Genomic DNA, 12,263 nt, shown 5'->3' with positions numbered 1-12,263 from the left:
GCAGGCGAGTCCTGCTTCAAGGGTGCATGGTCCGCACCGCGGACGCCTGTAGCCGCGGCAGCGGGTACGGCCTCATGTCAGGCACTGTGGCACTGACTGGAATTTCAGTCAAATTCAGTAGGGTGCATGTGTCCCGCTGATTCCGGGGCCCTCATCGTCGGGTGGTCAGGTGGGCGATCTCCACCTCGATCGCCTCCCGCATCAGCTCGCGGGCGTGTTCCGGGCGCAGGATGCCGCCGAGTCGACGCGCGTTGAGCCCTTCGCGCAGCGCCGTCAGGCGCTCGGCGGAGGAGATGACCTCCGCGGTGGTCGCGGCCGGCTGTGCGAGGGCGAGGAGCTCCGTGGTCTGCCGGATCCAGGCCGCACCCGCCTCGGCGAGTTCTTCCCGGAGCTCGGGCTCGAAGATCGCGCTGGCGCGCAGCTCGCCCCACGCGGTGCTGTTCTCGCGGACCTCCGGAAGGTCCTGGAATTCCAGCAGTAAGGACAGTTCGAGGAGCTCTCGGGGGTTCGTGGGCCCCTCGGTGTCGTGCTGTCCCCGCGCGTACCGGCCCGCCCGGTCGGTGATGAACTCCAGGGTGCGTCGCAGGATGCCGGCCCGGTCCTTGAAGTGGTAGTAGACCAGCGCGGTCGACACCCCGGCCTCCGCCGCGAGCTCGTCCATCCGGAGCCCACGGACCCCGCGCCTGGCGATGGTGCGGGCGGACGCCTCCAGGATTGCCGTTCTGCGGTCCGTCACCGTGTGCATCCCTTCTGGTGGTCCTCGTCAACCATGTCAACCATCGTCTCATATTGACTGAAACTTTAGTTAGGGTCGCGGTGCGGAGAACGTCACCTCCAAGGAGAGATGCGCCGCCAGGCCGGACGCGGCCCGCGGGTCACGGGGCGGAAGGCATCGTCCAGAATCGGGGCATGGATGTTCCCAAGCTGCTGGAAGCCGCCTCTCTGCTGGTCCCCGAGGCCGTCGCCACCGAGAACGACATCACGGCGAACGACGTCTGGGAGTATCTCGCCCACGACGAGTGGGAGGTCGCTCTCGACCTGCTGGAGGGGCTTGGTGAGGTCCACCCGCTTCCGCTCGACTTCTGGCAGAGCCTCGCCACCGCCGCCGAGCAGATGCGACTCGACAGGAGCGCGGCCTGGTGTCACTGGCGCTGCTTCGAAGCCCGCAACGGCGTCATCCGAGCCGACCTCACCCTCACGCCGGCCCACGAGTCCCGTCGGCGGACACCCTTCTCCGGAGCCGGGGTCCTACGGCCGATGTGGAACATCGGAGGGAGAACCCCGACAGGCGAACCCGACCTGTACATAGCCGCCCTGTGGGTGGAGTTCACGCCCTTCATGGAGCCCGGAGGGCAGGCCACGGTGCGTCTCGCCCCGCTCTCCCCGGCGAAGTGGCAGCAGCTGCGGCCCGGTCAAGTGATCACCATGCACGAAGACCGGACCGTCGCCGGAACCGCGGTCGTCCTGGACGTCCAGGGGCCGTCGGCTCCACCACCTGCCACCTTGCGGTCGTAGCGAGGCCTGCGGCATCGAGCACCCGTTCGCAGGCCGTGGGATCCGCCGGGATGCCGCCGGGTAGGGTGCGCGCATGGCATCTCGTAGTACTCAGATCCTCGAAGCGGCTGCCCGGGTCATCGCCCGGCGCGGGATCCGCGGGCTGCGTGTGGAGGAGCTCGCCGCCGAGGCGGGCGTGTCCACGGCCCTGATCTACTACTACTTCAAGGACCGTTCCGGGATCCTGCGCCACACGCTGGAGTTCATCAGCGAGCGGGCGGAGCGCTACACGACCGACCGCGATCCGGACGCCCCGCCCCTGAGCCCGCGCGAAGAACTGGAGGAGACGCTCCTCCTGGAGCTCCAGGACACCGTCGAGGTACGGGAGAACAGCGCGGCCTGGGGCGAGTTGCGGGCGAGTGCCGTGTTCGACGAGCTGCTGCGCGAGGATCTCGCCCGGGCCACCCTCGCCTGGGCCCAGGAGGTCGCCGGGTTGCTCGGCCAGGTCCTGCCCATGGCGCCGGCGCCCGCGCTCGCCGCGGCCGGGGAGCGGCTCACGGCCCTCCTGGAGGGGCTGAGCATGCGCTGGCTCGGTGGCGGGATCACGGCGGACCACGCGCGCACCCTGCTGCGCGGTGCCATCGACGCGGAGCTGGCCGGGCTCCGCTGATCCGGGGGCATCACTCGCCCCTCTCCTCTCCTCTCTGCCGTGTTCTCCGGCGTGCAGATCTGTCGGGGCAGCGTTTCATCCAACATCTTGACTGGTTTTTCAGTCAGTGCCACAGTGGGGGCATTGCCGGGCTCCGCCGGCCCCGCTCACCCACCCTCACGGTGTCGAGCACAGGGCCGAGGCGCAGCGCCCGCCCCCTGGCTCTCCCCCACCTCTTCGCGGGGGAGGAAGGAAACACCCCCATGTACGTGACGTACGCGAGGCCGACATGCCGCTGACTCCCACCGAGCGGGACCGCCTGCTGCTGTTCACCGCCGCCGAACTCGCCCGGGCCCGCCACGCGCGCGGCCTTCGGCTCAACGTCCCGGAGGCGACCGCGCTCATCGCGGACACGGTCTGCGAGGCGGCCCGTGACGGACTGCGCCTGGCGGAGGCGATCGAGCGCGGCCGCACCGTCCTGGGCCCCGACGACGTGCTGCCCGGGGTCGTCGACGTGGTCACCGAGATCCACGTCGAGGCCGTCTTCGACGACGGCACCCGGCTCGCCGCGATCGCCGAGCCGTTCGGCGCCCAGGAACGCAACGACGGCGCCCCGGGCGCCCTGCTGCCCGCCCCGGACATCATCGAGGTGCCCGAGCCGACGCTCACGCTCCCCGTACGGAACACCGCGGCCGTCCCCGTGAGCGTCACCTCCCACTTCCACTTCTTCGAGGCCAACCCGCGCCTCGACTTCGACCGCGCCGCCGCCTACGGCATGCGGCTGGCCATCCCCGCCGGCGCCTCCTTCCGCTTCGACGCGGGCGGCGAGGCCGAGGTGGGCCTGGTCCCGATCGGCGGCGCTCGGGTCGCCATCGGCTTCGCGGGCCTGGTCGACGGCCCGCTGGACGCGCCCGGCGCGAAGGCGGAGGCACTGCGCAGGGCGGCCGCCTGCGGCTACCTCGGCGCGCACGGCGCGCACGGTGCGGACAGCCTGGACTCCTCGGGCGGCGCGGACGCCTCGGACGGTGCGAACGGTGTGAACGGCGACGCCGACGCTGCGTACAGCGGCGCTGCCGCCGCTCTGGAAGGAACGACCCTGTGAGTAAGCCGACCAGGCACAGCGACCACTGTGAGCCGGGCGTCAGCCGGCACGTCGACCCGTACGAGTACGCCACCGTCCACGGCCCGCGCGCGGGGGACCGGGTCCGGCTGGGTGACTCCGGGCTGGTCGTCCGGGTGGAGTCGGATTCCCAGCGGCCGGGCGACGAGTTCCTCGCGGGCTTCGGCAAGACCGCCCGTGACGGAATGCACCTGAAGGCCGCGGCCGTCCGCGAGACGTGCGACGTCGTCATCACCAACGTGCTGGTCATCGACGCCGTCCTCGGCATCCGCAAGGTGTCGATCGGCATCCGCGAGGGCCGCATCCACGCGATCGGCCGGGCCGGGAACCCCGATACGGTCGACGGCGTCGATGTCGTCGTCGGCACCGGGACGACCATGATCCCGGGCGAGGGGCTGATCGCCACCGCCGGAGCCGTCGACACCCATGTCCACCTGCTCTCGCCCCGGATCATGGAGGCCTCGCTCGCGAGCGGTGTCACCACGATCATCGGGCAGGAGATCGGGCCGAGTTGGGGCGTCGGCGTGAACTCGCCGTGGGCGCTGCGTCACGCGTTCAACGCCTTCGACGCCTGGCCGGTCAACATCGGCTTCCTGGCCCGGGGTTCGTCCTCGGACCCGGCGCCGCTGGTCGAGGCGCTCGCCGAGGGCGGGGCGTCCGGCTTCAAGGTCCACGAGGACATGGGCGCCCACACGCGCGCCCTCGACACCGCCCTGCGGGTCGCCGAGGAACACGACGTCCAGGTCGCCCTGCACAGCGACGGCCTCAACGAATGCCTCTCGGTCGAGGACACCCTGCGCGTCCTCGACGGCCGTACGATCCACGCCTTCCACATCGAGGGCTGCGGCGGCGGGCACGTACCCAACGTCCTGAAGATGGCGGGCGTGCCGAACGTCATCGGCTCCTCCACCAACCCCACGCTCCCCTTCGGCCGCGACGCCGTCGCCGAGCACTACGGGATGATCGTCTCCGTCCATGCGCTCAAGACGGACCTGCCGGGCGACGCCGCCATGGCACGTGACCGGATCCGGGCCGGGACGATGGGCGCGGAGGACGTCCTGCACGACCTCGGCGCGATCGGGATCACCTCCTCCGACGCCCAGGGCATGGGAAGGGCGGGGGAGACGATCCGGCGGACGTTCGCGATGGCCGGGAAGATGAAGGGCGAGCTGGGGCCTCTGGAGGGCGACAGCGAGCGCGACGACAACGCGCGCGTGCTGCGGTACATCGCCAAGCTCACCATCAACCCGGCGATCGCCCACGGCCTCGCGCACGAGATCGGTTCGATCGAGGTCGGGAAGATGGCCGACATCGTGCTGTGGCGGCCGCCGTTCTTCGGCGCCAAGCCGCAGATGGTCATCAAGAACGGCTTCCCCGCCTACGGCGTGACCGGCGATCCCAACGCCGCCACCGACACCTGCGAACCGCTCGTCCTCGGACCGCTGTTCGGCGCGCACGGCGCCACGCCCGCCGACCTCTCGGTGGCCTTCGTCAGCCGTGCCGCCGCCGAGTCCGGATCCTTCGGCCGCCCGTACGACGCCATGGCCACCCGCCGCCGCAGGGTCGCCGTGCGCGGTACCCGGGGCATCGGCCCCGCGGACATGATCGGCAACACGCGCCTGGGAGACGTCCAGGTCGACGGGCGCAGCGGCCTGGTCACTCTGGACGGGGAGCCCCTGCGCTCGGAGCCGGCCCAGGAGGTCTCGCTCAGCCGCCTCTATTTCCTCTGATCGCCGTCGCCCTTCCTTCTTCCGCTCACGCACCATCCTCCGTTCCGAAGGTGAACAGTCCCCGACTTTTCTCTTGACTGAATTTTCAGTCGAGAGGAAGATTTCAGCCACGAGAAGAGAGATCTCCGATGACCGCATTCCGAATGCCCGCCGAGTGGTCCGAGCACGAGCGCTGCCTCATGGCCTGGCCCACCCGCCCCGACCTCTGGGGCAGTGTGCTGAACGACGCCAAGGAGGAGTACGCGAACGTCGCTCGGGCCATCGCCGAGTTCGAGCCCGTGACGATGGTCGCCCCGCCCGGCCACGGCGACGAAGCCCGGACCTGGTGCGGCCCGGAGATCACCGTCGTCGAGCTTCCGCTGGACGACTCCTGGTTCCGCGACTCCGCGCCGCTGTTCGTGCTCGACGGCGCAGGACGACGCGCCGGCGTCGACTTCCGCTTCAACGCCTGGGGCAGCAAGCACCACCCCTACGACTCCGACGACCGGGTCAGCGGCCTGCTCCTGGAGCACCTCGGGGTCGACCGCATCCCCTCCGCAATGATCCTGGAGGGCGGGGCGATCACGGTCGACGGTGAGGGCACGCTCATCACGACCGAGCAGTGCCTGCTGCACCCCAACAGGAACCCCGGCCTGAACCGGGACGAAATCGAGGCCGAGCTGAAATCGCAGCTGGGCGTCAGTAAGGTTGTCTGGCTTCCGTACGGTGGCCTGCTGGACACCGAGACGGACGGTCACGTCGACGGAGTCTGTGCCTTCGCCGCCCCCGGCAAGGTCGTCGTCTCGCTGCCCGACGACCCCGCGCATCCCGACTACGCCCGGATGCGCGCCAACCGCGCGGTTCTGGAGGCCAGCACCGACGCCCAGGGCCGGCCGCTGGAGATCGTCGACGTCCCGCAGACCGCGTTCGTCGACGTCGCCGAGGGCGAGGTCGAGGTGTCGTACCTGAACTACTACGTCGCCAACGGCGGCGTCGTCGTCCCCGTGGCGGGCCTGCCCCAGGACGACGCCGCCCTCGCGGTGATCGCCGCGGCCCACCCCGGCCGCAAGGTGGTCGGCGTGCGGGCGCTCGCGATCGCGTTCGGTGGCGGGGGAGTGCACTGCATCACGCAGCAGGTCCCCGTCGCCCGCCCCCTCGCGTAGCCAGGACCGACCGCTCCTGCCGGGCCGTCCCCGCGGCCCGGCAGCCTCCCCCATCACGTACGCACAGACCGTACGGAAAGAGAGCGCGACGATGACCACAGTCGTACCCCGCACCAGCAGACGCACCAGCGTTCCCCGTGGCCGTCCGGCCGGCCGCCGCCGCGCCGCCGCGGCCGCCCTCCTGACGGCGGCGGCCCTGGTCGCGGCCTGTGCGGGGCCGCCCAAGGGCGGGGAGAGCACCGGCGACTTCACCCTCTCGAAGACCACGCCCGCGGCCAAGGGCGAGATCGACTCCTTCACCTGGGCCGTGTACGCGGAGCCGCCGACGCTCGACTACACCGTGGCCTTCGACTACCCGCAGAACACGATCCTCTCCAATGTGTGCGAGAGCCTGATGCGCTGGACGCCGGGCCTCACCCTCGAACCCGGGCTCGCCGAGAAGGCCTCCAACCCGGACCCGAAGACCTGGGTGTACGACCTGCGGCGCGGGGTGCGCTTCCACGACGGCCGGACCATGACCGCCGACGACGTCGTCTTCAGCCTCGGCCGCCAGACGGACCCGGACAACGCGGCGGCCTGGGCGCAGAACTTCCAGAACGTCGCCTCCGTACGGAAGACCGGCCCGCTCCAGGTCACCGTCAAGCTCAAGAAGCCCGACTCGCAGTTCCCGCAGTACATGGCGACCGCCGCCGGTGTGGTCGCCTCCAAGGCCGGGGTCGAAGCGGCCGGCAAGGACTACGGCACCTCCGGGGGACTCGCCTGCACCGGACCGTTCGAGCTCGGCACCTGGAACAAGGGCCAGTCCGTCGAGCTCGACCGCTTCGACGGCTACTGGGGGAAGAAGGCCAAGTCCGGCAAGGCCGTCTTCCGGTTCATCACCGATCCCTCCGCCCGTACGAACGCCCTGCTCAGCGGAGAGGCCGACGGCGGCTACCTCATCCCCACGGAGAGCTACGCCCGCCTCAAGGGCAGCGGCGTCGGAAAGCTCTACTTCGGCGAGGGCCTCAGCACCGTCAACGTCAACATCACGAACATGAAGGGCCCGCTCGGCGACATCCGCGTCCGGCGCGCGCTGTCCATGGCCCTGGACCGCTCCGGGTTCGTGAAGGCCGGCCTCGGTGGCGCGGGAACCGTCACGAACTCGCTCACCACCCGTGCCGCCTGGGCCGCCGGCTCGGAACAGACCAGGAAGAACGCCCTCGAAGCCCTCCCGAAGGTCACGCCCGACATCGAGAAGGCCAAGGCACTGATCAAGGAGGCCGGCGCCACCGGCAAGACCCTGACCGTCGCCACCAGCTCGATCGGCCAGGACGTCTCCCTCCTCGCGACGGCCGTCCAGGCCGCCGGCGCCCAGATCGGTCTCGACATCCGGCTCAAGACCATCGCCCCGAACGCGTTCACCGCGCTGTTCACCGACCCCGAGGCGCGCGAGGGCATCGACATGTTCCCGCTCACCTACTACGACTCGATCACCGACCCGCTGGACCTGCTCACGAACTTCAAGACCGGCGCCTACATGAACTTCGCCGGGTACAGCGACAAGAAGTACGACGAGGGCATCGACCGGGCGGTCTCCGTGTACGACCCGGACAAGCGCCTCGCGATCGAGGCGGACCTGCAGAAGCACGCCGCCGAGCAGCTGCTGTGGATCCCGGTCGCCGAATGGCCCACCGCCGTCTTCCTCAACAAGCGGATCACCGGCGCCCCCACGACCATCTCGTACATGTACTACCCGTGGGCCGCCGATGTGGGGTCCGCGCCGTGAACTTCGTGAGATTCGCCGTCCGGCGGGCCGCCGAGATGGCGGCCACCCTCCTCGTGGCGTCGTTCGTCGTCTTCGGCGCCATGTACCTGGCGCCCGGCAGCCCGGCGAGCTTCCTGCTCTCCGGCCGCTCGGCCTCGCCCGAGGCGCTCGCCGCGATCAACGCCCAGTACCACCTCGACGAGCCCTTCCTCGTCCGATACCTCACCTGGCTCGGCGACATGGTCCAGGGCGACTTCGGGCGGTCCATCACGTACCGCACGGACGTGTCCCGGCTCCTCGCCGACCGCCTGCCGACCACCCTGCTGCTGATCGCGATGGCACTCGTCGTGGTCGTGGTCATCGGTCTGGTGCTCGGCTGGGTCTCCGCCGTACGCGGCGGCGCCACCGACTCCGCCGTCCTCGTCACCACCACGTTCGCCGTCGGCACCCCGTCCTTCGTCGCCGCGGTGCTGCTCCAGGCACTGTTCGCCGTCAAACTCGGCTGGTTCCCGAGCGGCGGAGCCGGCGAGGGGTTCCTCGACAAACTGTGGCACCTGACACTGCCGTCGATCGCCCTCGCGCTCTATCTGATCGGCATGCTCGCCCGCGTCACCCGCTCCGCGATGCTCGAAGCGCTCGACAGCGAGCACGTCACGGTCGCCCGCAGCCGCGGCGTGCCCGAGCGCCAGGTGATCCGCCGCCATGTGTTCCGCAACTCCCTGGGCACCGTCCTCACCACCGGCGGCCTCATCGTCTCGACCCTGCTGGTCTGCACGATCCTCGTCGAGACCGCCTTCAGCATCGGTGGCATCGGCCAGCTCCTGGAGCTGTCCACCACGACCAAGGACTTCCCGACCGTCCAGGCCATCTCGCTGATCATCGTCGCCCTGTTCATGATCGTGAACCTCATCGTCGACCTCGTGCTCCCCCTGGTCGACCCGCGGATCACCCTCGGATCGAAGGGGTCCTCCGCATGACCGCCGTCCTCACCCGTCGGCCCGGCCTCGCCAAGATCCGCACGGCCCGGTCCCCGCTCCACCTCCTCAGCCTGGGCTTCGTCGTCCTCGTCGTCGCCGGAGCGCTGCTCGCCCCCCTGGTCGTGCCGTACGACCCCAACGCGGTCGACCTGGGCAACGCGCTCGCCGGACCCTCCGCCGAGCACCTGCTCGGCGTGGACGCCGCGGGCCGCGACACCCTGTCCCGGCTGCTCCTCGGAGCCCGCACCTCGCTCCTCGGCCCCCTCGGGGTGGTCCTCTTCTCCACCCTCGCCGGTGTCGCCGTCGGCACGGCCGCGGCCTGGCGGGGCGGCTGGCTCGACTCGGTCCTGTCCCGCAGCACCGAACTCGTCTTCGCCTTCCCCGGCATGCTCCTGGCGATCCTCATCATCTCGATCTACGGCGAGGGGCTGCTGGCACCCGTCATCGCCCTCGCCGTCGCCTATCTGCCCTACGTCAGCCGGCTGACGCGTTCCCTCGTCCTGGCGGAACGCACCCGCCCCTACGTCAGCGCGTACCAGGTCCAGGGCCACTCGGCACTGCAGATCTGCCTGCGCCACATCCTCCCCAACATCGCGCCCGTCGTCCTCGCCCAGTCCACCATCAACTTCGGTTACGCCCTGATGGACCTGGCCGGCCTGTCCTTCCTCGGCCTCGGCGTACCGCCGCTCACGCCGGACTGGGGCCGCATGGTCTTCGACGGGCAGACCGCCGTCCAGCACGGCTACCCGCTGTCCGCGATCCTGCCGAGCGTCCTCATCGTGCTGACCGTGGTCGCCTTCAATGTGGTCGGCGAGCGCTGGGCCGACCGCGTCGCCAGGAGAGACCGATGAACACTTCCGACAGGCCCGCCCTCGACATCCGAGGGCTCCGGATCACCCTGCCGGGCACCGCCCGGCCCGTTCTCGACGGGGTCGACCTCACCGTCGCCGCCGGCGAGACCGTCGCCCTCGTCGGCGAGTCCGGCTCCGGAAAGAGCCTCACCTCACGCAGCGCCCTGCGCCTGCTGCCGCCGCGCGCGGTCACCGAGGGCACCGTCGTCGTCGACGGCCACGACGTCCTCACCCTGGACACCGACCGGCTGCGCGCACTGCGCACCGGCACCGTGGCCATGATCTTCCAGGACCCGCGGGCGGCCATCAACCCGCTGCGCCGCATCGGCGACTTCCTCACCGAGAGCGTCCGCCTGACCCGGACGATGACCGCCGCGCAGGCGGATGCCCGCGCTGTCGAACTCCTCGAAGCGGTGGGCCTGGACGGCACCGCCCTGGCCAAGTACCCCAGCCAGGTGTCCGGCGGCATGCTGCAACGCGTCATGATCGCCGCCGCGTTGATGGGCGACCCCACCCTCCTGCTGGCCGACGAGCCCACCACGGCACTCGACGTCACCACCCAGGCCGAGGTCGTGGCCCTCCTCGGCCGGCTGCGCGAACGGTTCGGCACCGGGCTGCTGTTCGTCACCCACGACCTCGACCTCGCCGCCGCCATCAGCGACCGGGTGTACGTGATGTACGCCGGGCGGATCGCCGAGAGCGGCCCCGCCGAAGAGGTCTTCGCGCACCCCCGCCACCCCTACACGGCCGCGCTCCTCGCCTCCACCCCCCGCCTGGAGAACCCGCGAGGCCGCCTCGCCGCCATCGACGGTCAGCCCCCCGACCTCCGGACGGCGCTGACCGGCTGCGCCTTCGCCGCCCGCTGCTCGCTGGCCACCGAACTCTGCGCCCAGCGGGCCCCGCTGCCGTCGCCCGCCCCGGGACGGCCCGAACACCAGGCGGCCTGTCACCACAGTGACCGGCTCCGAGGGAGTGCCGTCGATGCCTGAGAACGCCGTGAGAGCCGAGAGCACCGGGCGGGCCGAGGACGTGAGGTACGGCGAGAACGCCGACGACGTGCTGGTCGTCAGGGGCCTGCGAAGGACCTTCGGAGCCGTACGGGCCGTGGACGACGTGTCCTTCACCCTGCCGCACGGCGGATCGCTCGGCATCGTGGGGGAGTCCGGCTCCGGAAAGACCACCACCGCCCGGATCATCGTCGGCCTGGAGCAGGCCGACGAGGGCGAGGTCCACGTACGCGGCCGGTCCCGCACCCTCCGCGGCCGTGGCCGCGCGCAGCGCCTCGCCCGCGCCCGTGAGGTCCAGATGGTCTTCCAGGACCCCTTCCTGTCGCTCGACCCGAGGACCAGCGTCGAGTCGGCCCTCCGCGAGACGCTGCGGCTCCACTTCCCCGAGCGGGACCACGCCAGGCGGGTCCGGGAACTGCTCGACCAGGTCGGACTGGGCACCAGGGCCGCCGACGCGCTGCCGCGCCAGCTCTCGGGCGGCCAGCGCCAGCGCGTGGCCATCGCGCGGGCCCTGGCGGTGGAGCCGGCGGTCCTCGTGCTCGACGAGGCGGTCGCCGCACTCGACGTGTCCGTACAGGCGCAGATCCTCAACCTGCTCGCCGACATCCGGGAGCAGACCTCGGTCGGCTACCTCTTCATCACCCATGACCTCGGAGTGGTGCGGTGCGTCACCGACGACGTCATCGTGATGCGGCACGGGGCGGTCGTCGAAGCGGGGCGTACCGCCGATGTGCTCGCCGATCCCCGACACCCTTACACCCGGCTCCTGCTGGAGTCGGTGCCGCGCCCCGGCTGGGACCCGGAGCGCATCTCGGCCGCTCGCCGGGCGCTCTAGAGGCGGGGAGCGGGCGGCCGGTTCAGGCGTTGGCCGCGAGGGTGAGGACCAAGGTGCGGATGACCGCCCCGGAGTCGACTCCGGCGTCCAGGGACTCCACCGCGGCCAGTCCGTCGACGGCCGCGGCGACGGCCTCGCCCAGGGGGCGTGGGTCGAGGTCCCCGCCGCGCTCGTCGGCCAGAACCTGGAAGAGAGCGACGAAACAGGCGCGCCAGTCCCGGTACTCCACCTCCAGGGACTCCCGTACCCGGTCGTCGTTCAACGCGTGCCAGTGCAGGGCGGAGTGGAGGTGGGCGAGGTCCGTGCCCTCGGGCCTGCCGAGCAGGTCGAGCACCCGCTCGGCGCGCTCCGCGAAGGTGCCGGGGGCGGCGACGGCTTCCTCCAGAGGGGAGATCCACTCGGGGCGGATGTCCGCGATGACCGCGAGCACGAGGTCGGTCCGGTCCTGGAAGTGGTAGTGGCACATCCCGTGCGACACCCCGCACAGCGCCGCGACGTTACGGGTGGTGAACCGCTCGCTCATCTCGCCCGCCAGCAGGGTGCGGGCGGCCGCGATCAGTCGCGCGCGTGTCTGCTCGCCCTTGGCAGAGGCCCGTGACCGCGGTGGCGCGCCCGTCGTCCGGGTCCGGGGCGGGGGAGCGGTGGGATTCCGGGAGTCCTTCGCGGATGCTGCCATGGCCTCACTCTAGTCAGGCTCCGTGCCCGCCACCTGCG

Annotated in this window: 12 protein-coding genes; 10 read left to right on the top strand and 2 right to left on the bottom strand. The window is 71.1% G+C overall.

Going from position 1 to position 12,263, the window contains the following annotated elements:
• Positions 1–151: 151 nt before the first annotated feature.
• Positions 152–736, bottom strand: coding sequence for a TetR/AcrR family transcriptional regulator (locus OG259_RS07240; RefSeq protein ID WP_443051931.1), 585 nt, complete (start codon positions 734–736; stop codon positions 152–154).
• Positions 737–909: 173 nt separating this feature from the next.
• Between OG259_RS07240 and OG259_RS07235 the strand changes: the two genes are divergently transcribed.
• From OG259_RS07235 to OG259_RS07190, 10 genes are all read left to right on the top strand, one after another.
• On the top strand, positions 910–1,515 hold the full coding sequence (locus OG259_RS07235; protein WP_328941464.1) for a hypothetical protein: 606 nt from the start codon (positions 910–912) through the stop codon (positions 1,513–1,515).
• Between the two features lie 73 nt (positions 1,516–1,588).
• Positions 1,589–2,164: a TetR/AcrR family transcriptional regulator gene (locus OG259_RS07230; RefSeq protein ID WP_266899002.1), complete on the top strand. Its 576-nt coding sequence runs from the start codon at positions 1,589–1,591 to the stop codon at positions 2,162–2,164.
• Between the two features lie 268 nt (positions 2,165–2,432).
• Positions 2,433–3,245 (top strand): urease subunit gamma, encoded by an 813-nt coding sequence (gene ureA / locus OG259_RS07225; RefSeq protein WP_328941463.1) that lies wholly within the window; start codon positions 2,433–2,435, stop codon positions 3,243–3,245.
• The gene (locus tag OG259_RS07220; protein ID WP_328941462.1) at positions 3,242–4,993 is read left to right on the top strand and encodes an urease subunit alpha; all 1,752 of its coding nucleotides are present in this window, start codon (positions 3,242–3,244) and stop codon (positions 4,991–4,993) included. The genes ureA and OG259_RS07220 overlap by 4 nt, the downstream gene beginning before the upstream one ends.
• Positions 4,994–5,121: 128 nt before the next feature.
• Positions 5,122–6,135 carry an agmatine deiminase family protein gene (locus OG259_RS07215; RefSeq protein ID WP_328941461.1) on the top strand — a complete coding sequence of 338 codons (1,014 nt, stop codon included), beginning with the start codon at positions 5,122–5,124 and terminating at the stop codon, positions 6,133–6,135.
• 91 nt (positions 6,136–6,226) lie between these two features.
• Positions 6,227–7,900, top strand: coding sequence for an ABC transporter substrate-binding protein (locus OG259_RS07210; protein WP_328941460.1), 1,674 nt, complete (start codon positions 6,227–6,229; stop codon positions 7,898–7,900).
• Entirely contained in the window at positions 7,897–8,856 is a 960-nt protein-coding gene (locus tag OG259_RS07205) for an ABC transporter permease (RefSeq protein WP_328941459.1), read from the top strand. Before OG259_RS07210 ends, OG259_RS07205 begins: the two co-directional genes overlap by 4 nt.
• A complete protein-coding gene (locus OG259_RS07200; protein WP_328941458.1) occupies positions 8,853–9,707 on the top strand; it encodes an ABC transporter permease in 855 nt (284 codons plus the stop codon). Before OG259_RS07205 ends, OG259_RS07200 begins: the two co-directional genes overlap by 4 nt.
• Positions 9,704–10,696 (top strand): ABC transporter ATP-binding protein, encoded by a 993-nt coding sequence (locus OG259_RS07195; protein ID WP_328941457.1) that lies wholly within the window; start codon positions 9,704–9,706, stop codon positions 10,694–10,696. Before OG259_RS07200 ends, OG259_RS07195 begins: the two co-directional genes overlap by 4 nt.
• Complete coding sequence (locus tag OG259_RS07190) at positions 10,689–11,549, top strand: ABC transporter ATP-binding protein (protein ID WP_328941456.1); 861 nt, start codon at positions 10,689–10,691, stop codon at positions 11,547–11,549. The genes OG259_RS07195 and OG259_RS07190 overlap by 8 nt, the downstream gene beginning before the upstream one ends.
• A gap of 22 nt (positions 11,550–11,571) precedes the next feature.
• On the opposite strand, the gene OG259_RS07185 is transcribed toward OG259_RS07190, so the two are convergent.
• Entirely contained in the window at positions 11,572–12,225 is a 654-nt protein-coding gene (locus OG259_RS07185) for a TetR/AcrR family transcriptional regulator (RefSeq protein ID WP_328941455.1), read from the bottom strand.
• Positions 12,226–12,263: the final 38 nt, after the last annotated feature.

The sequence above is a fragment of the Streptomyces sp. NBC_00250 genome (assembly GCF_036192275.1).
GTDB lineage: Bacteria > Actinomycetota > Actinomycetes > Streptomycetales > Streptomycetaceae > Streptomyces.
The sequence above is the reverse complement of the archived record's forward strand: the minus strand, read 5'-3'. Positions and strand labels throughout refer to the sequence as shown.